The sequence below is a fragment of the Thauera aromatica genome (assembly GCF_023093595.1).
In the GTDB taxonomy this organism is placed as follows: domain Bacteria; phylum Pseudomonadota; class Gammaproteobacteria; order Burkholderiales; family Rhodocyclaceae; genus Thauera; species Thauera aromatica_A.
Genome location: NZ_JALLIK010000110.1, coordinates 266,998 through 286,139, shown reverse-complemented (window position 1 = coordinate 286,139; position 19,142 = coordinate 266,998). Strand labels below are relative to the sequence as shown.

Annotated in this window: 21 protein-coding genes and 1 tRNA gene; 7 read left to right on the top strand and 15 right to left on the bottom strand. The window is 67.1% G+C overall.

The genetic code is table 11. The annotated features are described in order from the left end of the window. Together MXC99_RS16855 and qatD are read left to right on the top strand one after the other, a co-directional pair. A partial coding sequence (locus MXC99_RS16855; protein ID WP_247726564.1) for a transposase domain-containing protein occupies window positions 1–204 on the top strand: 204 nt, incomplete at its 5' end. Window positions 205–312: 108 nt separating this feature from the next. Then, window positions 313–1,050: a Qat anti-phage system TatD family nuclease QatD gene (gene qatD, locus MXC99_RS16850; protein WP_247726563.1), complete on the top strand. Its 738-nt coding sequence runs from the start codon at window positions 313–315 to the stop codon at window positions 1,048–1,050. A gap of 16 nt (window positions 1,051–1,066) precedes the next feature. Here the strand turns inward: qatD and MXC99_RS16845 are convergent, their stop codons facing one another. The 10 genes from MXC99_RS16845 to MXC99_RS16800 all read right to left on the bottom strand — a co-directional run bounded on the left by MXC99_RS16845 (window position 1,067) and on the right by MXC99_RS16800 (window position 10,054). Next, complete coding sequence (locus MXC99_RS16845; RefSeq protein WP_247726562.1) at window positions 1,067–1,834, bottom strand: hypothetical protein; 768 nt, start codon at window positions 1,832–1,834, stop codon at window positions 1,067–1,069. Then, complete coding sequence (locus tag MXC99_RS16840) at window positions 1,812–3,008, bottom strand: tyrosine-type recombinase/integrase (RefSeq protein WP_247726561.1); 1,197 nt, start codon at window positions 3,006–3,008, stop codon at window positions 1,812–1,814. The genes MXC99_RS16845 and MXC99_RS16840 overlap by 23 nt, the downstream gene beginning before the upstream one ends. 222 nt (window positions 3,009–3,230) lie before the next feature. Continuing rightward, the gene (ychF, locus tag MXC99_RS16835) at window positions 3,231–4,322 is read right to left on the bottom strand and encodes a redox-regulated ATPase YchF (RefSeq protein WP_247726560.1); all 1,092 of its coding nucleotides are present in this window, start codon (window positions 4,320–4,322) and stop codon (window positions 3,231–3,233) included. Then, window positions 4,319–5,002, bottom strand: coding sequence for an aminoacyl-tRNA hydrolase (gene pth, locus MXC99_RS16830; RefSeq protein ID WP_247726559.1), 684 nt, complete (start codon window positions 5,000–5,002; stop codon window positions 4,319–4,321). Before pth ends, ychF begins: the two co-directional genes overlap by 4 nt. 44 nt (window positions 5,003–5,046) lie before the next feature. After that, window positions 5,047–5,646 carry a 50S ribosomal protein L25/general stress protein Ctc gene (locus tag MXC99_RS16825; RefSeq protein ID WP_247726558.1) on the bottom strand — a complete coding sequence of 200 codons (600 nt, stop codon included), beginning with the start codon at window positions 5,644–5,646 and terminating at the stop codon, window positions 5,047–5,049. 93 nt (window positions 5,647–5,739) lie between these two features. Next, entirely contained in the window at window positions 5,740–6,690 is a 951-nt protein-coding gene (locus tag MXC99_RS16820) for a ribose-phosphate pyrophosphokinase (protein WP_247726557.1), read from the bottom strand. A gap of 89 nt (window positions 6,691–6,779) precedes the next feature. Then, window positions 6,780–6,856, bottom strand: a tRNA-Gln gene (locus MXC99_RS16815). Window positions 6,857–6,900: 44 nt separating this feature from the next. After that, window positions 6,901–7,779: a 4-(cytidine 5'-diphospho)-2-C-methyl-D-erythritol kinase gene (ispE, locus tag MXC99_RS16810; RefSeq protein ID WP_247726556.1), complete on the bottom strand. Its 879-nt coding sequence runs from the start codon at window positions 7,777–7,779 to the stop codon at window positions 6,901–6,903. Continuing rightward, window positions 7,761–8,339 (bottom strand): lipoprotein insertase outer membrane protein LolB, encoded by a 579-nt coding sequence (gene lolB, locus MXC99_RS16805; RefSeq protein ID WP_247726555.1) that lies wholly within the window; start codon window positions 8,337–8,339, stop codon window positions 7,761–7,763. Before lolB ends, ispE begins: the two co-directional genes overlap by 19 nt. Beyond that, window positions 8,336–10,054, bottom strand: a complete 1,719-nt coding sequence (locus tag MXC99_RS16800) for a tetratricopeptide repeat protein (protein WP_247726554.1) — start codon at window positions 10,052–10,054, stop codon at window positions 8,336–8,338. The genes lolB and MXC99_RS16800 overlap by 4 nt, the downstream gene beginning before the upstream one ends. A 253-nt stretch (window positions 10,055–10,307) precedes the next feature. Here MXC99_RS16800 and mutM point away from each other — a divergent pair, with 253 nt between their 5' ends. Further along, entirely contained in the window at window positions 10,308–11,165 is an 858-nt protein-coding gene (gene mutM / locus MXC99_RS16795) for a bifunctional DNA-formamidopyrimidine glycosylase/DNA-(apurinic or apyrimidinic site) lyase (RefSeq protein ID WP_247726553.1), read from the top strand. Between the two features lie 32 nt (window positions 11,166–11,197). Here mutM and MXC99_RS16790 read toward each other — a convergent pair whose 3' ends face one another. The 5 genes from MXC99_RS16790 to MXC99_RS16770 are packed head-to-tail and all read right to left on the bottom strand — an operon-like array spanning window position 11,198 to window position 15,312. Further along, window positions 11,198–11,449 (bottom strand): YfhL family 4Fe-4S dicluster ferredoxin, encoded by a 252-nt coding sequence (locus MXC99_RS16790; protein ID WP_107219915.1) that lies wholly within the window; start codon window positions 11,447–11,449, stop codon window positions 11,198–11,200. Between the two features lie 18 nt (window positions 11,450–11,467). Next, window positions 11,468–11,956, bottom strand: coding sequence for a pantetheine-phosphate adenylyltransferase (gene coaD / locus MXC99_RS16785; RefSeq protein WP_247726552.1), 489 nt, complete (start codon window positions 11,954–11,956; stop codon window positions 11,468–11,470). After that, window positions 11,953–12,492, bottom strand: coding sequence for a 16S rRNA (guanine(966)-N(2))-methyltransferase RsmD (rsmD, locus tag MXC99_RS16780; protein ID WP_247726551.1), 540 nt, complete (start codon window positions 12,490–12,492; stop codon window positions 11,953–11,955). The genes coaD and rsmD overlap by 4 nt, the downstream gene beginning before the upstream one ends. Further along, the gene (locus MXC99_RS16775; RefSeq protein ID WP_247726550.1) at window positions 12,489–13,907 is read right to left on the bottom strand and encodes a M16 family metallopeptidase; all 1,419 of its coding nucleotides are present in this window, start codon (window positions 13,905–13,907) and stop codon (window positions 12,489–12,491) included. The genes rsmD and MXC99_RS16775 overlap by 4 nt, the downstream gene beginning before the upstream one ends. A 31-nt stretch (window positions 13,908–13,938) precedes the next feature. Next, on the bottom strand, window positions 13,939–15,312 hold the full coding sequence (locus MXC99_RS16770; protein ID WP_247726549.1) for a M16 family metallopeptidase: 1,374 nt from the start codon (window positions 15,310–15,312) through the stop codon (window positions 13,939–13,941). Between the two features lie 161 nt (window positions 15,313–15,473). On the opposite strand from MXC99_RS16770, the gene ftsY reads away from it, so the two are divergent. The 4 genes from ftsY (at window position 15,474) to ahpC (ending at window position 19,067) form a co-directional block, all read left to right on the top strand. Continuing rightward, window positions 15,474–16,760 carry a signal recognition particle-docking protein FtsY gene (gene ftsY / locus MXC99_RS16765; RefSeq protein ID WP_247726548.1) on the top strand — a complete coding sequence of 429 codons (1,287 nt, stop codon included), beginning with the start codon at window positions 15,474–15,476 and terminating at the stop codon, window positions 16,758–16,760. Beyond that, window positions 16,757–17,452: a cell division ATP-binding protein FtsE gene (locus MXC99_RS16760; RefSeq protein ID WP_247726547.1), complete on the top strand. Its 696-nt coding sequence runs from the start codon at window positions 16,757–16,759 to the stop codon at window positions 17,450–17,452. The genes ftsY and MXC99_RS16760 overlap by 4 nt, the downstream gene beginning before the upstream one ends. Then, the gene (gene ftsX, locus MXC99_RS16755; RefSeq protein WP_247726546.1) at window positions 17,449–18,345 is read left to right on the top strand and encodes a permease-like cell division protein FtsX; all 897 of its coding nucleotides are present in this window, start codon (window positions 17,449–17,451) and stop codon (window positions 18,343–18,345) included. Before MXC99_RS16760 ends, ftsX begins: the two co-directional genes overlap by 4 nt. Window positions 18,346–18,503: 158 nt before the next feature. Continuing rightward, window positions 18,504–19,067 carry an alkyl hydroperoxide reductase subunit C gene (gene ahpC, locus MXC99_RS16750; protein ID WP_247726545.1) on the top strand — a complete coding sequence of 188 codons (564 nt, stop codon included), beginning with the start codon at window positions 18,504–18,506 and terminating at the stop codon, window positions 19,065–19,067. The last annotated feature ends 75 nt before the right edge of the window (window positions 19,068–19,142 follow it).

Genomic DNA, 19,142 nt, shown 5'->3' with positions numbered 1-19,142 from the left:
GCGTGGCTCTTCTCGGACACCCAGGCGGGTGCGCGCGCCAGCGCGCTCATCTACTCGCTGGTCGAAACCGCCAAGGCCAACAACGTCGAGCCGTATCTGTGGCTGCGCCACATGCTGCGGGCGTTGCCCAGCGCCACCACCGTCGAACACTTCGAGGCTCTCCTGCCCTGGAATCTCAAGGCTGAGCAGTTGATCACAGCGTAGCGAGCCCAGGAAGGATGGGGTTCGTGGAGCGCTTACAGCATACAGAAACGTACTTGCTAATGGTCTGAATGAGCTTGAAACCTTGCTACAGAGGGATGGCGTACTGTGATGGATTTCCACTGCCACCTTGACCTCTATCCGAATGCTCGCGAGGTATTCAAAGAAGCTGCGCAAAAGAATGAATTCACATGGCTGGTGACTACCAGCCCAAAGGCCTTTATTGCGACTGCGCGTGTGCTTACCGGCGCAGCGAATGTACTCGTCACCCCAGGACTTCATCCAGAGATTGCGCACGAGCGTGCTGGCGAGCTCGACCTTCTGTTGACGCAAATGGGCGATGTCGCAGCCGTTGGCGAAGTGGGCCTTGATGGCTCGTCTCGCTACCGCAAGAGCTACGATGTTCAGCGCGGCCTATTTGAGGCCATCATTGAACGTAGCTCGGCACTGGGCGGTCGTGTGCTCAGCATTCATTCACGCCAAGCTGTAAATGACGTATTGGCTGTTTTGGATCGACATGCCGGATTTGGGACCGCAGTAATGCACTGGTTCACAGGGACGGTGAAGGAGCTGCGAGCTGCGGAAGAGCGAGGCTGCTGGTTCAGCATCGGGCCGGCGGCATTTGCATCGAGTAGTGGCCGGGCTTTGGCGGCGAAGCTACCGCGGCACTTTGTTGTTCCCGAAAGTGACGGCCCGTTTGCACAGGTCGATGACAAGCCAGTTCCACCCTGGAGCGCAGACCTCACAGCTAGGCACCTAGGACAAGCATGGGGCATTTCCACCCAGGAAGCAGTAATTTTGCTGAGCGAAAACTCTCATCGTCTTTTGAGCCTAATACGGCAATACTAATTTCTAGCTTTTAGCATCATTGGCCATGTTGGAGAATTTGTTTTTTTAACACTAATAACTCGTCTGATCTTGGTAGTGATTCAGCGAGTCGACGTTCAAAAGCAAGCGCTTTTTTGCCTTCCTTTAGCAGCCATCGGCAATGGCTCCATTCAACGAGCTGGCCATTGTTGAAGATAATCAGCATGGTACAGAGCATGGCAAGAGTCATACTTTGCGAAAGATCCGGCAGAAAGCGTTGCACGCCCTCGCTTTCCTCGCGGTGCGCCACATCATCTTGGTCGATTTTCTGAAAATCATTGTTGATCTTGCAGGCGACTCCCAGCTTTTCCAATTTCTTCAGCAAGCTCGCGCCCTGCAGTCGTAGCAAAAACCGCTCAGATGTGCCAGAGGGCGTCTGACGCATAGCGCCTATCAGGCCATCAATATCAGCAGCCAGCTGTCGCATCAGTTTCTTTTGCTGTTGCAAAGGTATGCTGTGTTGAAAGGCATCATCGAGCAGCAGCTCATCTATTTCCGAAAGCAGTTCAATGCTATTGGCAACCCGGCGATAACTGTCGGCCAGTTTTTCGAGCTTGCGTATCCTAGGGCTATGTGTCTCCACCGAACAGTTGTTGGTGCCGAAGAGGGTGAGTTCAGCTAACTCCTCAAAGAAGCTCGACTGAATTTCTTGTGGCAGCGCCTTGAAATCGCGATGTTGCTGAATTTTTGCAATCAGGCGCTCCCTGAATAGTGAGCGTCCTACCTCCGTGTCGGGCAGGTACTCACTGTGTTCTACTGACTTCACCTGTGCTCTCCCGCTTCCAGATTTCGAGCTTGTCCGCCCACGCCTGCATCATGCCCCGCCGCTCTTCGATATAGGTGGCATGATTGTAGGTACGGCGTACCGAGTTGGGTTCCGCATGGGCAAGCTGCGCTTCGATGGCGTCGGCGCGATAGCCCATCTCGTTCAGCCGGGTGCTGCCCGTGGTTCTGGTGCCGTGCGGGCTGTAAGTGCCGCTCCAGCCCAGCACCTTGAGCGCCTGCCGGATCGAATGCACCGACATCGGCCTGTTGCGGTCATCCCTGCCGGGAAAGAGGTGCGTCCGGTCACCGCTGATGGCGTGCAGGCGGCGCAACATCTCTACGGCCTGCGTTGGCAACGGCACTACATGTTCACGGCGGGCTTTCATGCGCCGGGCTGGGATCGTCCAAAGCGCGGTATCGAGATCGAATTCAGCCCATTCCGCTTCTGCCGCTTCGCTGGGACGCGCTAGCGTCCACCACATCAACTGGATGCAGAAGTTCACCTGATAGCCGCAGCGATGGTTGTCGAAGTCGTTGAGCAGCTTGCCAATCTGCGCGGTGGTCAGCGCCGTCTTGTGCTGTGTTTTGTTGGCGGGCAACGCCTTGCGGACGGGCCAGACAGGATCGTTGTCTGCCCGCAAGGTGGCAACAGCCAGTTCGAAGATGCCAGACATGGTGCGTTTCGCTTCGGCGGCGACGGTCGGAGCACCGCGCTTCACGGTCTTGGTGAGAATGTCGAGAACGTGCGCTGGGGTGATGTCGCGCACAGGTAGCCTACCGATGCTGGGGAAGACCACACGCTCCAGCATGTCCAGGCGGCGTTTCTTGGTGACGTCTTCCCAGTCTCGTAGGGCCAGCCACTCTTTGGCTACAGCCTCGAAGGTGTTGGCGGAATCCTGCTCGCGCTTGAGGCGCACCAACTGCCGATGCTGTACGGGGTTTATGCCCTGCTTAACCAGCTTGCGTGCTTCCTCACACTTGTCCCGTGCTTCGGCAAGGCTGACGGTGGGGTAGTCGCCCAGCGCGAACCACGACCCCTTGCCGCCCAGCTTGAAGCGATAGCGCCAAGCCTTGACCCCATTGGGCTTCACTTCGAGGTAGAGGCCGCGAAGATCATTCAGGCGGTAGAGCTGCTCCTTCGGTTTGGCAGCACGGCAGTGGGCATCTGTAAGCATGGTGTCACGGGGTCTGCAAGAAGGGGTGATGAATGAATCATATACACCTTATTTCCCTTGGTCTAATTTTCGTATACACCTGCGTAGTCACTTTGCACGGGCAAGGTCGAGCAATCGCATGCAAGCCATAGAAACGCAAAACCCCGGATTTACCGGGGCTATAGCGTTGTTTAAGGGCTTCGAAGCAATCTTGTGAAACCCTGAGAAATGGCCTGCTTGGCTCTAGACGTTGAACAGGAAGTTCAGCACGTCGCCGTCCTTGACCACATAGTCCTTGCCCTCGGCGCGCATCTTGCCCGCTTCCTTGGCCCCGGCCTCGCCCTTGAACTGGATGAAATCCTCGTAGGCGATGGTCTGGGCGCGGATGAAGCCGCGCTCGAAGTCGGTGTGGATCACGCCCGCGGCCTGCGGTGCGGTGTCGCCGACGTGGATCGTCCAGGCGCGCACTTCCTTCACTCCGGCGGTGAAGTAGGTCTGGAGGCCGAGCAATTTGTAACCGGCGCGGATCAGGCGGTCGAGGCCGGGCTCTTCCAGCCCCATGGACTCGAGGAAGTCCTTCTTGTCGGCGTCGTCGAGGTCGGCGATCTCGGCTTCGATCGCGGCGCACAGGGCGACGACTTCGGCGCCTTCGGCCTGCGCGTGGGTGCGCACCGCATCCAGATGAGGGTTGTCGTCGAAGCCGTCTTCGGCGACGTTGGCGGCGTAGAGGACCGGCTTCGCGGTGATCAGGCAGAAGGGCTTGAGGCTGGCCCATTCTTCCTTCGACAGCTCGAGCGCGCGTACCGGCTTGCCCTGGTCGAGCTGGGCGAAGCACTTCTCCAGTACCGCGACGAGGATCTTGGCGTCCTTGTCGCCGGCGGCGGCGGGGCGCTTGTAGCGGGTGAGCGCCTTTTCGACCGTGGCGAGGTCGGCGAGCGCGAGTTCGGTGTCGATGACTTCGATGTCGCGGATCGGGTCGACGCTGCCCGCGACGTGGATCACGTTGTCGTCGGCGAAACAGCGCACGACGTGCACGATGGCGTCGGTCTCGCGGATGTTGGCGAGGAACTGGTTGCCCAGGCCTTCGCCCTTGGAGGCGCCGGCGACCAGGCCGGCGATGTCGACGAACTCGACGATCGCCGGCTGCACCTTCTGCGGCTTGACGATCGCCGACAGCGCGCTAAGGCGCGGATCGGGTACTTCGACGATGCCCACGTTCGGCTCGATGGTGCAGAAGGGATAGTTTTCGGCCTGGATGCCGGCCTTGGTGAGGGCGTTGAACAGGGTCGACTTGCCGACGTTGGGCAGGCCGACGATTCCGCATTTCAGGCTCATGGCTGGGGTTCGTCCTTGGGAGTTGCCGAGGCCGCGCCGTCGGGTGCGGCCGCGGATTTGGGCGCCTTGGGCGGTTTCGGAGGTTTGGGCGGGGCCGGGCGGGCGTTGAGGCGGGTTGCGGCGGTGTTGAGCTCGCCGCGTGCGAGCTGGGGCCAGGCGACGAGCGCCTTGTCGATCGCCTCGTCGATCAGCGCCTGCTCTTCGCGCCGCGCCGGCTTGAGCACGAAGTTCACCACTTCGCTGCGCTCGCCCGGGTGACCGATGCCGATGCGCAGGCGCCAGTAGTCGTGGGTGCCGAGGTGGGCGGAGCTGTCCTTCAGGCCGTTGTGACCGCCCAGTCCGCCGCCGAACTTCAGCCGCAGCTGGCCGGGGGGAAGGTCGAGTTCGTCATGGACGACGAGGATCTCGGCCGGCTCGATGCGGTAAAAGCGCGCCAGCGCGCCGATGGCCTGGCCGGAGCGGTTCATGAAGGTCTGCGGCATCAGCAGCCAGACGCCGGCTGCGCGCGCGTTGGCGACCAAGCCGTGGAAACGGGATTCGTGTGCGAAGCGCACGCCGAGCTGGTCGGCGAGGCGCTCACAAAACCGAAACCCGGCGTTGTGCCGGGTTTCGGAGTATTCGGCCCCCGGGTTGCCGAGACCGACGACGAGACGCAGGGGGCGCGAAGGCGCAGCGGTCATCGGTGATCGGTCTCCGGCATGCGGGGCTAGGCAGGGGAAGGGGCTTACGCCGCTTCGCCTTCGCCTTCGGCGGCGGCGCCCTTGACCTGGACCGCGGTGGCCACGACCGGGTCGCCTTCGCCGTGCTGAACCAGCTCGACACCGGCCGGCAGCACGAGCTGCGACACGTGCACCGACTGGCCGGCCTCGAGGGCGGAGAGGTCGACGCCGACGAACTCGGGCAGATCCTTCGGCAGGCACTGGACGTCGATTTCGTTGATCACGTGCGAGATCATGCAGCCGCCGAGCTTGACCGCCGGGCTGACGTCGTCGCCGCTGAAGTGCAGCGGCACCTTGAGGTGCATCTTCTGGTCGGCGGCCACGCGCTGGAAGTCGATGTGCAGCACTTGCTGCTTGAACGGGTGCCACTGGGTGTCGCGCAGCACGGCGATTTCCTTGCTGCCGTCGACGTCGATGCTCAGCACCGAGGCGTGGAAGGCTTCCTTGCGCAGCAGGTGGTAGAGCTCGTTGTGGTCCATCACGATCGGCTGGGCTTCGCCCGTGCCGCCGTAGATGATGCCCGGCAGTTGGCCGGCGCGACGCAGGCGGCGGCTCGCACCCGTACCCTGCGCGTCACGCTTGCTCGCCTTGAATTCGATTTGCATGGTGTTGCTCCTGAGTGGTGAAGATCTCCGCCCGCGACCAGGCGGAAACGGCAAAATCCGCGTCTCGCCCGGAGGCGGGCGCGGAGGGGAAAATCATTCCATGAACAGCGACGAGACCGACTCTTCGTTGCTGATCCGCAGGATCGTGTCGGCCAGCAGCGAGGCCACCGAAACCTGGCGGATGCGTGGGCAGGCGCGGGCGTCCTCGCGCAGCGGGATGGTGTCGGTGACGACCAGTTCGTCGAGGTCGGAGTCGCCGATGCGCGCCACCGCGGCGCCCGAGAGCACGGCGTGGGTGCAGTACGACAGCACGCGTTTGGCGCCGTTGGCCTTCAGCGCGCTCGCCGCCTTGCACAGGGTGCCGGCGGTGTCGACGATGTCGTCCATGATCACACAGGTGCGGCCTTCGACTTCGCCGATGATGTTCATCACTTCGGAGACGTTGGCTTTCGGCCGGCGCTTGTCGATGATCGCCAGGTCGCACTCCATGCGCTTGGCGAAGGCACGGGCGCGGACCACGCCGCCGACGTCGGGCGAGACCACCAGCAGGTCGTCGTACTTTTGCTTGTCGAGGTCGGCGAGCAGGACCGGGGCGGCATAGACGTTGTCGACCGGAATGTCGAAGAAGCCCTGGATCTGGTCGGCGTGCAGGTCCATCGTCAAGAGGCGCTGGACGCCGACGGCCTGGAGCATGTTGGCGACGACCTTGGCCGTGATCGGTACCCGCGCCGAGCGCGGGCGGCGGTCCTGGCGGGCGTAGCCGAAGTAGGGCAGGGCGGCGGTGATGCGGCCGGCCGAGGCGCGCTTCAACGCATCGACCAGCACCAGCAGTTCCATCAGGTTGTCGTTGGTCGGCGAGCAGGTCGGCTGGAGGACGAAGACGTCCTTGCCGCGCACGTTCTCGAGCAGTTCGACGTTGACCTCGCCATCCGAGAAGCGGCCGACGGTGGCCGAACCGAGGGAGATCCCCAGACGTCGCGTCACGTCGGCGCCAAGTTTGGGGTTGGCGTTACCGGTGAAGACCATCAGGCTGCCGTGGGGCATTTCTGCTACTCCGATGCCGTAAGAAACAACGCGCAAAAAATGCCGCGTGGAAACGACTCGGGCAGGCTCGTGGCCTGCCCGTCGTTGTGTGGCTGGGGAGGAAGGATTCGAACCCTCGAATGCCGGAATCAAAATCCGGTGCCTTAACCGACTTGGCGACTCCCCAATAAACTGTTTCGCCGTGAAACGGATCGTTCGACGAAGCGGGCGCTATTCTAACCACTCGTAAAGCGGATGGCGAGTCAGGCTTCGCACTTTCCAGGCTTTCCAGTGTGGCGGACAGCTTTTCGCGATACGGTCGGCCCCGGCTTCCGAGGGGACTTCCGCAAACACGCAGGCGCCCGATCCTGTCATCGTGGCCGGCGCGTATTGCGTCAGCCACTCGATCGCGTCTCGCACTTCCGGGTAACGGCTGCAGGCCACTGGCTGCAAGTCATTTCGGGTAGTGCTCGCTGCGAAGTCCGCCATTCTGATTGGAGGTGTATCGCGCGTCAAGTCCTTCGCTGAAAAAATTTCGGCGGTCGGCACCGATACTCCCGGCGATAGCACGACGTACCAGGCCGGCTGCAGGCTCAGCGGCTGCAGCGCTTCGCCGATGCCTTCGGCGAAAGCGTCCCGGCCGAACACGAAAACCGGCACGTCGGCCCCCAGCTGCAGCCCGAGCGCCTGTAGCTGGGGGCGCGACAGTCCGGTCCGCCATAGCCGGTTGAGGGCGATCAGGGTGGTGGCGGCGTCGGAGCTGCCGCCGCCGATGCCGCCCCCCAGCGGCAAGGCCTTGTGCACGGCGATCTCCGCGCCCAGGCTGCAGCCGGTGTGGGCCTGCAGCAGGCGGGCGGCGCGCACGACCAGATCCTGCTCTGCGGGAACGCCGGGCAGGGTGGTGGTGCGGCGGACGAGGCCGTCGGCACGCAGGGTGAAATCGAGGGTGTCGCCCCAGTCGAGCAGGCGGAAGGCGGTCTGCAGGAGGTGGTAGCCGTCGGCCCGGCGCCCTGTCACATGCAGGAACAGGTTGAGCTTGGCCGGTGCGGGGCAGCCCTCGAGACGGGCCGGATCGGTCGTCGACGGTGCGGTCAGGGGTAGGCGGTCCATGAATCGATGATCAGGCGAATGCGGTGGTCGCCGCGTGAAATGTCGAGGCGGGCGGGCGGGGCGCCGGCGCTGTCGTCGGTGTAGGCCAGGTAATCGATGCGCCAGCCCTGGTCGATGAGCAGTTGCGGGCGGCCGTAGCCGTCGCGCTGGCGGATTTCGGCGCCGGCGCCGGGAGCGGCCTGCACCCAGAGCCGGAGACGCGCCACCGGCACTTCGACACCGAGCACTTGCGGCAGCAAGGCGTCGGCGCTGGCGGCGACGATACGCTGGCCGTCGGCGGTAAGCAGGGTGGCGCCGGCGGCATCGCTGTCGAGCCGGGCGGCGATCTGGCCGAGCGGGTTGAGCAGGGTCAGGCGGTCGGCGTGCGGCGCATGCTCCCATTCGATGCGGCCGCTCGCGGCCTGCTGGCCGTCGGTGGCCGACATCCGGCCTTCGAGGAGGAATGCGGGCTGTGCGTGGCGGACGGCTGCAGGATGGTCGGCGGGCGCGGGCAGGGGCGCGCAGGCGCCGAGCGCGAGGGCGCCGGCGAGCGCTGCGAGCAGAGTGCGTGCCGCGCTCATCGGGCGTCCAGCCGCAACACGGTTTCGTTGAGCAGGCGGTTGTCGGGATGGGCGGCGAGGGCTTCGCCGAAAATCCGCTTCGCATCGTCGCGGCGGTCGAGGGCCCACAGCACTTCGCCCAGATGGGCGGCGATCTCGGCGTCGCGGCGCAGCGCGTAGGCGCGTTCGAGATGCTCGAGCGCGGAGTCGATGTCGCCGCGGCGGAAACGCACCCAGCCCATGCTGTCGAGGATGAACGGGTCGTCGGGGGCGAGCTCGAGGGCACGGCCGATCAGTGCTTCGGCTTCGTCCAGGCGCAGGTTGCGGTCGGCGAGCGAGTAGCCCAGCGCGTTGTGGGCATGCACATGGTCGGGTTGGAGCGCGATGATGCGGCGCAAGCGGGTTTCCATGAGGTCGATGCGGTCCAGACGTTCGGCCAGCATGGCGGCTTCGTACAGCAGGTCGGGGTCGTCGGGCAGCGTGGCGAGTGCCGCGTCGAGCACGCCGAGGGCTTCGGCGGGACGCTCGGCATCGCGCAGCAGCTGGGCCTCGGCGATGGCGAAGCGGCGCCGCAGCGAAGCTTCGCCGTCCTGCGCCTGGAGCAGGGCACGCGCTTCGTCGAGACGGTGTTCGCGGGCGAGGCTGTGCGCGCTGCGGATCACCGCCTCGGGCAGGTGGCGCTCGTCGCTGATCTGTCCGAACCATTCGCGCGCGTGCTCGCCGTCGCCGCGGGCGTCGGCGATCTGCCCCAGTTGCAGGCGGATCAGGTCCGGCTGCGGATGGCCGCCATCGAGTGCGAGGCGGAAGTTCGCCTCCGCGTCGGCATCGTCCCCGAGCTGCTGCGACAGCAGGCCGACGGCGTAGCGCAGTTCGGTGTCGCCCGGGTGGGCCTCGAGCAGGCGGCGGAACTGGCTGCGTGCCTCGTCGAAGCGCTGGGCCCCGACCAGGCCGCGGGCGTAGGCCTGGCGCAGGATCACGCTGTCCGGCTTGCGCCCCAGTTCGGTTTCGAGCTGGCGGAGCGCTTCGTCGCCGGCGCCGGCCTGTTGCAGGATCTGCGCCTTGAGGAGCACGGCCGGCTCCCAGCCGTGGTTGAGTTCAAGGGCGCGATCGACCGCGGCGAGCGCTTCCATCGGGGCCTGGCCGAGGAGTGCCGCCTGCGCGCGCGCGATATGGGCTTCGGGCAGGTCGAGGTAAGGTTCGGTGAGGCGGTTGATGATGGTTTTCGCCGCCTGCCTGTCGGGTATGCCGGCGAGCGCGCGGTTGAGTCCGAGCAGGTTTTGCGCCAGCCGGCCGGAGGACTGGGCAAGGACGCGGGCGAGCTGGATCTGGATGGCGTCGAGGTCGAGGTCCCCGTCGCCGCCGGCGTTGCGCGCGCTGGCCAGTACCCGGCGCGCTTCCTCCGACTGGGGGGCGGACTCGGCCCAGATCGTCGCGGCCTCGGTGGTCAGCCGCAGGTCGCGCGAGTACAGCGCGATCTCGGTCGCGCGGCGGGCGATGCGCGGATCACGGGTGGCGCGTGCGAGGTCGACGTAGAGCTGGGCGGAAAGCCCGATCTGGCCGCGCGCACCGGCGATTTCGGCGAGCAGGAAATGGTAGAGGGTGGACGGGGTCAGTTCCTGCGCCGGAAGGGGGTCGTCCCCGCCGGGTTCGCCGTTCGCCGCAGCGGCAGCACCGCCCAGGGCGAGCGTGAGAGTGAAGCACAGCGAACGGGCGAGGCGGGAGAGGGAGTTCTTCATTGGGGTGGTCCGACGGACTTCGGTGGGGTATGGCTGGCGCGCCGCAGCGGGGGTGGATCGGAGGGGCGAGTGGGAGGGATGAATGGGAGTGGGGAGGCGCCGTCGCGACGGGCGCGGTCGATTGGAGTGGTTGGAACGCTGCACTAGAATCGGGTTCGCTCCATGGTATGCAGATCGGCGCCGCGCCTGCAAGCCGAATGCCCCCGCGGCGGTCATTCCCGGCCCGCCGCCCCTTTTCCCGGAGGCCTGTCCGATGCCTGAGTTGCCCGAAGTCGAGACCACCTGCAGCGGAATCCGTCCCCACCTTGAAGGGCGGATGCTCGACGCGCTGGTGGTGCGCAACCCGAGGTTGCGCCAGCCGTTGCCGGCGGATCTGGACCGCCGGCTCGTCGGGCGCCGGCTGCTGGCGGTGCGGCGGCGGGCGAAGTACCTGCTGTTCGATTTCGGCGACGGCACGCTGATCGTCCATCTGGGCATGTCCGGCAGCCTGCGCCTGGTCCCGGCCGGAATGCCGCCCGGCGCGCACGATCACGTCGATTTCGTGTTCGGCGGGCAGGCCTTGCGCCTGCGCGATCCGCGCCGTTTCGGCCTCGTGCTGTGGCAGCCGGGCGTCGCCGCGCTGCATCCGCTGCTCGCCGGGCTGGGGCCGGAGCCGCTGTCCGCGGCGTTTGACGGCGCCTGGCTCCACCGCGTCACGCGCGGCCTGCGGGCGCCGATCAAGCACGTCCTGATGGATGGTCGGCGGGTGGTCGGTGTGGGCAACATCTATGCGTCGGAAAGCCTGTTCCGCGCCCGCATCCACCCCCTGGAGCCGGCCGGCCGGCTCGGCCCGCAGCGTTGCGCGCGACTGGTGGCGGCGGTGCGCGAGACGCTGTGCGCGGCCATCGCCGCAGGCGGCAGCACGCTGCGCGACTTCGTCGGCGGTGATGGGCGGCCCGGCTACTTCCAGCAGCAGTACGCGGTGTATGGCCGTGGCGGCGAACCGTGCCCGCAGTGCGGGGCGGCGATCCACCGTGTCGTCAGCGGGCAGCGTGCGACCTTCTTCTGTCCGCATTGCCAGCGCCAGCGTGGGGCCGGTGCACATGAAAAAGGCGGGCCGAAGCCCGCCTGATGTCGTACCGGAAGCGGCGCCGAGCGGCGACTTCAGGCCTTCTTGGTCAGTTTCAGGAACTTCGCCATCAGCTCTTCCTTGGTTTCCTGGCGCTTGGGGTCGAGCGGGATGCAGTCGACCGGGCACACCTGCTGGCACTGCGGTTCGTCGAAATGGCCGACGCATTCGGTGCACTTGTTCGGGTCGATTTCGTAGATTTCCTCGCCCTGGAAAATGGCGCCGTTAGGGCACTCCGGTTCGCAGACGTCGCAGTTGATGCATTCGTCGGTAATCATCAGAGCCATGGTATTGCTTCCTTGCCTTTACTTTGAGTTCAGTTTGTCCTGCAGCCGTGTCAGCACCTGGGGCTGCACGAACTTGCTCACATCGCCGCCGAGGCGGGCGATCTCCCGCACCATCGTGGCGGAGATGAACATGTATTCCTCGGCCGGCGTCAGGAACACGGTTTCGACGTCCGGATAGAGCTTGCGGTTCATCCCCGCCATCTGGAATTCGTATTCGAAGTCCGACACCGCGCGCAGGCCGCGCAGGATCACGCGCGCGCCCTGCTGCTTGAGGAACTTCATCAGCAGGCAGTCGAAGCCGGCGACTTCGACATTGGGAAAGGCGGCGACCGCCGCGCGCGCGATGTCGACCCGCTCGTCGAGCGAGAAGATCGGATTCTTGCTGCTGCTGCGCGCGACCGCGACGACTACGCGGTCGAACAGCACCGACGAGCGTCGTACGAGGTCTTCGTGGCCGCGGGTGAACGGGTCGAACGTGCCCGGGTAAACCGCTACCGTTTCCTTCATGCCTGGCTCCTGCGCATCAGATGGAAGTGGACCTGTCCGGCGCGGCCCCGCTTCACAGTGTGCCAGTCGCCCAGGTGTTCCACCGCGGCTTCGGCCTCGACATAAAGCCATCCGCCCGGTCGCACGACCCGGTCGAGCCAGGGCGCCACCCGCTCGAGCCAGCCCTGCCTGTAAGGTGGATCGAGGAACACGCCGTCGAAGGTGCGCGGCGTTGTCCGGACGAATCTTACCGCATCGCCGCGCACGATCTCCACTTGCGATGCTTGCAGGGCCTGTGCCGTTTTGTGCAGCGCAGCGAGGGCACGGGGGTCGTGCTCGACCAGCACGACCGTCGCGGTGCCGCGCGAAGCCGCCTCGAAGCCGAGGATGCCGGTGCCGGCGAACAGATCGAGGCAGTGCTGGCCGTCGAGGTCCTGGCCGAGCCAGTTGAACAGGGTCTCGCGCACGCGGTCGGGGGTCGGGCGCAGGCCGGGCACGGCGGCGACTTCGAGCAGGCGCGAGCGCCACTGCCCGCCGACGATGCGCACCCGGCTCATCGCTCCGGGGCCTGCGCGGCGGCGGGCTCGCCGTTCGCCGCGCGGTCGCCGTCGCCGCCGGCGATCACGGTAACGAGCCGCTGGGGGTGGATGCGACGCTGCCAGGCCGCGCGCACGGCGGCGGCATCGACGCCGGCGACCTGCTGCGGATAGGTTTCGAGCCAGTCCAGCGGCAGGCGGTAGAAGCCGATCATCGCGACGTGGTCGAGCAGCTTGGCGTTGGAGTCCAGGCGCAGGCCAAAGCCGTTGATCAGGTTGTCCTTGGCGGCCTGCAGCTCCTCCGCCGTCGGTCCGTCGGCGATGAAACGGGCGAGCGTGTCGCGCACCACCGCGAGCGCTTCCTCGGCCTGGCTGCCGCGGGTCTGGAGGCCGATCTGGAACGGGCCGGCGACCTGCTGCGGCGACAGATAGCTGTACACGCTGTAGGCGAAGCCGCGCTTTTCGCGCACTTCCTTGGTCAGGCGCGAGACGAAGCCGCCGCCGCCGAGCACGTAGTTGCCGACCAGCAGGGCAAAGTAGTCGGCGTCCTCGCGCGCCATCCCGGGCTGGCCGAGGAGGATGTGGGTCTGCGCCGAGGGATGGGGGATGCGGAACGTCGCGGCGTCGATCGGGGCCGGGGGCGGCAGGGCGGCGGCGGCTCCGCCCCGCGGCAGGGCTTCGGTCAGGCGCACGGCGATGCGCTCGGCAGTGGCGCGATCGACGTCGCCGACGATGGCGACCGAGGCGCGGGCCGCAGCATAGTGGCGGCGGTGGAAATCCGCCAGATCGTCGCGGGTGATCGCGCTCAGCGACTCTGGCGTGACCTGGCGGCCGTAGGGGTGGCCGGCGTATACCGCGGCGCTGAACTGGCGCGCGGCGAGGGTGGCGGGCTGGGTCAGCGCTTCGCGCAGCGCGGCGATGGTGCGCTGGCGTTCGCGTTCGAGGATTTCGGCAGGGAAGGCGGGCTGGGCCAGCAGCGTGGCGGCGAGATCGACCGCAGCGTCGCGCTCGGCCGCGGTGGACAGGCTGCGCAGCGATAGGCTGGCGCGGTCGTCGTCGATGCCGCCGCCGAGGCGGGCGCCGAGGTCGGCTTCGCGCTCGGCGATGGTCTGTTCGTCGAGCCCGCCCGCCCCGGCGCCGAGCAAGGCCTGGGCGAGCTGGGCGAGGCCGGCCTTGGCCGGTGGGTCGTAGGCCGCGCCGGCGGCGAAATCGACCTGGATGTCGACCAGCGGCAGGCTGCGGCTTTCGACGAAATGCACCCGGGCGCCGGTGGGCGCGGTCCAGTGCTGGATCTGCGGGGCGGCCTGTGCCGGCGCGGCGAGACCGAGGAGGACGGCGAGGGCGAGACCGGCAATGGCGGCGAAGCGTGCGATGCGCGCGGGCGCCGGCGCTTGCCGCGGGATCGCGCGCGCGAAGGAAATCGGGGTGGCAGTCATGGCAGAGTCGGGGTTCCTGACCGGGTGCGGGTCAACGGTGGGCGGCGAAGGGCGCGCGCGGGCGTTGTTCGGCCAGCGGCTGCGGTTCGAGACGGGTGATGCTGAGACTGTCGTCGCTGAAATAGCGCCGTGCCACCGCCTGCACTTCTTCGGCGGTGACCGCGCGCAGGCCTTCGAGCAGGCGCTCCTCGTCGCGCCAGGACAGGCCGGCTGCCTCCAGGAAGCCGATTTCCATCGCCTGGCCCATCAGCGAGTCACGCTTGTAGACGCGGCTGGCGACCGCCTGTGTCTTCACCCGGGCAAGCTCGGCCGCGCTCACCCCGGTGTCGCGAATGCGCTGCAGTTCGGTGCGCAGCGCCGCTTCGAGTTCATCCATGGTGTGGCCGGGCGCGGGCACGCCGTCGAGGTAGAACAGCGCGGGGCCGCGCCCGCTGCCGTCGTAGCCGGCGCCGGCCGATACCGCAAGCCGGGCATCGCGCACCAGCTGGCGGTTGAGGCGGGCGCCGTCATGGCCGTCGAGCACCGCCGCCAGCACCTGCAGGGCATAGGCTTCGCGGTCGGCGGCAGGGTCGCGCAGCGCCGGTACCTGCCACGCCATCGCCAGGTAGGGCAGTTCGGCCGGCGCCCTCACCACCGCGCTGCGTGGGCCGCGTTGCGCGGGTTCGGCCGAGATCCGGCGCTCGGGCAGGGCGCGCGCGGCGATCGCGCCGTAATGCCGGTCGGCCTGGCGGAACACTTCCTGGTGGTCCACGTCGCCGACCACCACCAGCCAGGCGTTGTTCGGTGCGTACCAGCGCCGGTACCAGGCGCGCGCGTCTTCGGCCTGCATCGCCTCGAGGTCGGTCATCCAGCCGATCACCGGGCGGCGGTAGGGGTGGGCCTGGAAGGCGGTCGCCATCAGCTGCTCATGGACCAGCGCGCGCGGCTGGTCGTCGGTGCGCAGGCGGCGTTCTTCCTTGACGACTTCGATCTCGCGGGCGAATTCCTCGTCGCCGAGCACCAGGTTCTGCATGCGGTCGGCTTCGAGCGCCATCACCGTGCCGAGATGGGCGGGCGGGACCTGTTGGAAGTAGGCGGTGTAATCCTTGCTCGTGAATGCGTTGTCGCGCCCTCCGAGCACGGCCACGCGCTGGTTGAATTCGCCGGGGGCGAGCGTCTTCGTCCCTTTGAACATCATGTGCTCGAGGACGTGGGCGACGCCGGATACGCCGCTGGGCTCGTCGATCGCGCCGGCGCGATACCACACCATGTGCACCACCGAAGGCGCGCGGCGGTCTTCCTTGACGATCAGCTTCATGCCGTTGGCAAGGGTCGTCTCGTACGGGTTGGCGAATGCGGGCGGGGCCAGTGCGGCGGCAAGCGCTGCGCCAGCCAGCAGCGCGCGGGCAAAGGTCTGACGAAACATGGAGATGTCCTGCATCTGTTAGAATTCGCGGCACTCCGCGAGGCCCGGCGACAGTGCACCGGCCACTCGGGGAACCGCATCTTAGCGTGATCGGCGGGGGGCGCCCATGGTTGCGGGCGGAGCCTGCCGACGCAAAACGACCCTTGTGACCCGAGCCTTTCATGTTTGGTTTCCTGAAAAAGAAGTTCGGCCGGCGCGAAGACGAGGCCGCGCCCGCTGCCCCGCCGGCCGAGGCGCAGAACGAACTGCCGCAGACACCTGCGCAGGTGCCTGAAGAGGCCGCCGCGGCCACGCCGGCTCGATCCGGTGAGCCTGCTGCGCCTGCCGCCGCGACCGCCGCTGCAGTTGCGCCGGCGGCCGAATCCGCCCCCGGAGTGGCTGCAACGCCCGTGCCGGCCACGGCGGCGGCGGAGGTCGACGTGGAGGCAGCGGCCGTTGCGATCGAGGCGGCCGCGGAGGAAGGGTCGGCCCCCCCCCAGGCGCCCGTGCCGGCCGCGAAAAAATCCTGGGCCGAGCGCCTCAAGGCCGGTCTCGCCCGCACCCGCCAGCAGATCGGCGGCGGGCTGGCGAGCTTGTTCGGCCTGCGCAAGATCGACGAGGATCTCCTCGAGGAACTCGAATCCACCCTGCTGATGGCCGACTGCGGCGTGGATGCCACCCAGCACCTGATCGACGAGTTGCGCCGGCGCTGGAAGCGCGACCGTCTGGAAACCGCCGACCAGTTGCAGAAGGCGCTCGCCGACGGCCTGCACGAGATCATCGCCCCGCTCGAGGCGCCGCTCCAGGTCGACGGCCACCAGCCCTTCATCATCATGATCGCGGGGGTCAACGGTTCCGGCAAGACGACCTCGATCGGCAAGCTCGCGAAGTATTTCCAGGCCCGCGGCAAGAGCGTGCTGCTCGCCGCCGGCGACACCTTCCGCGCCGCTGCGCGCGAGCAGCTGATGACCTGGGGCGAGCGCAACAACGTCACCGTGGTCGCGCAGGACGGCGGCGATGCGGCAGCGGTGATTTTCGACGCGATCAACGCCGCGCGTGCGCGCAAGATCGACGTCGTCCTCGCCGACACCGCCGGGCGCCTGCCGACACAGCTCCACCTAATGGAAGAGATCGCCAAGGTCCGCCGGGTGATCGCCAAGGCCGACCCCACCGGGCCGCACGAAGTCCTGCTCGTGCTCGACGCCAACATCGGCCAGAACGCGCTCGCCCAGGTGAAGGCCTTCGACCAGGCGATCGGGGTCACCGGCCTGGTCGTGACCAAGCTCGACGGCACCGCCAAGGGCGGCGTGCTCGCGGCGATCGCGCGCCAGTGCCCGAAGCCGCTGCGCTTCATCGGCGTCGGCGAGGGGATCGACGACCTGCAGCCGTTCGCTGCGCGCGAGTTCGTCGATGCGCTGTTCGAGCCCGGCGCCGCGGCCGTCCGGAACGGCGCGGGCGGGCGCGCATGATCGTCTTCGAGGACGTCGCCAAGCGCTATGCGGGCGGCTATACCGCGCTTGCCGGGGTCGGTTTCGAGATCCGTCACGGCGAGCTGGTGGTGCTGTCCGGGCATTCGGGGGCGGGCAAGAGCACGCTGCTCAAGCTGATCCCGGTGATCGAGCGCCCCACCGCGGGGCGGGTACTGATCAACGGCCAGGACGTCTCCCATCTGCCGCCGGCGGCGATTCCCTACCTGCGCCGCAACCTCGGCCTCGTACTGCAGGAAAACCGCCTTCTGTTCGACCGCAGCGTATTCGACAACGTCATGCTGCCGCTGGTCATCACCGGGCATCCGCCGCGCGACGCGGCGAAGCGCGTGGCCGCGGCGCTGGAGCGCGTCGGCCTCGACGGCCGCGGCGAGGAAATGCCGGCCGGGCTGTCGGGCGGCGAACAGCAGCGCGTCGCGATCGCGCGCGCGATCGTCAATCGACCGTCGATCCTGATCGCCGACGAGCCCACCGCCCACCTCGACCCGGCCTATGCGGCGGACATCGCCCTGCTGTTCCGCTCGTTCAACGACGCCGGCGTTACCGTGCTGGTGTCGACCCACGATGCCGGCCTCTTCGCCGCCAGCCACCCGCGCCGCCTGGTGCTGGCGAAAGGCCTGCTCGCCGAAGATTCGAGTCCGGCCGGGCGTCCGGCGGCGGAGGTGCCCGCATGAAACACTGGCTTTACCTGCATGCACGGGCCGTCGGCCATGCCCTGCGCCGGCTGCTCGCCCAGCCGCTCGGCACTTCGCTCTCGGCGCTGGTGGTGGGCATCGCCCTGTCCCTGCCGGGAGGGGCTTTCCTGCTGCTGGACAACGTCGCTTCGCTGGTGCGAGGCGTTTCCGGAACGCCCGAGATCAGCCTCTTCCTCGACGTCGCGGCAAAGCCTGCCGAGGTCGAGGCGATCGAGCGCAGGCTGAACGCCGAGGCCGATCTCGCCAGCTACCGCTTCGTGTCGCGCGACGAGGCGGTGGGCCAGCTCGAGGCCGCGGGGCTGGGGGATGTGCTCGGCGGCCTCGGCACCAATCCGCTGCCCGATGCGTTCGTGATCGCGCCGCGCGGTGAGGACCCGGCAGCGTTCGAGCGTCTCGCGGCGCGGATGCGGGAGTGGCCCGAGGTCGCGCACGTGCAGCTCGATGCGGCCTGGGTCGAGCGCCTCCACGCCCTGCTCGGGCTGGGGCGTTCGACGGCGCTGATGCTGGGAGGGCTGCTCGGCTTCGCGCTGGTGATCGTCACGTTCAACACCATTCGCCTGCAGATCCTCACCCAGAGCCAGGAGATCGCGGTCAGCCGCCTGCTTGGCGCCACCGACCCCTTCATCCGCCGCCCGTTCTACTGGTTCGGCGGCCTGCAGGGGGCGCTCGGCGGCCTGGTGGCGCTGGGGACGGTGTGGGCGGGTGTGCACGCGCTCGCCCGGCCGGTGGCGGCGCTGGCGGAAACCTATGGCGCGGTGTTCGTGCTCGCCGGACCGGATGGGCGCGCGGCGCTGTCGATGGTGGCGTTCGCCGCCTTCCTCGGCTGGCTGGGGGCGGTGATTTCGGTGCGGCGGCATCTGGCCGGAACCTGAGGCGGCGGGCCGGCGGGGAGAGGCGGAGTCGAGCTCGATAGTATTTTGCAATCGTGATTATCTCGATAATCAATTAGTGCAATTCATCCGGATCCCTTAGACTGCATCCCATCGAGTTCCACCCAACGCTTCCCACAACCTCAGCTGGAGAATCGCAAATGTCGCTGATCAACACCGAAGTCAAGCCGTTCAAAGCCACCGCCTACCACAATGGCCAGTTCGTCGACGTCACCGAAGCCAACCTGAAGGGCAAGTGGTCGGTGGTCTTCTTCTACCCCGCCGACTTCACTTTCGTGTGCCCGACCGAACTGGGCGATCTCGCCGATAACTACGCCGAGTTCCAGAAGCTGGGCGTCGAGATCTACGGCGTGTCGACCGACACCCACTTCACCCACAAGGCCTGGCACGACACCTCGGACACCATCCACAAGATCAAGTACCCGCTGGTCGGTGACCCCACCTGGGTGCTGTCGAAGAACTTCGACGTGCTGATCGAGGACGCCGGGCTGGCCGATCGCGGCACCTTCGTGATCGACCCCGACGGCAAGGTCCAGATCGTCGAGATCAACGCCGGCGGCATCGGTCGCGACGCCCAGGAGCTGCTGCGCAAGGTCAAGGCCGCGATCTACGTCCGCAACCACCCGGGCGAAGTGTGCCCGGCGAAGTGGAAGGAAGGCGACGCCACGCTGGCGCCGTCGCTCGATCTGGTCGGCAAGATCTGAGCCGCTGCACGCCTCCCCGGGCGCAGGACGCCCGGGCGCAATGCTCCCCAGCCGGCCCCGTGCCGGCTGTTTCAT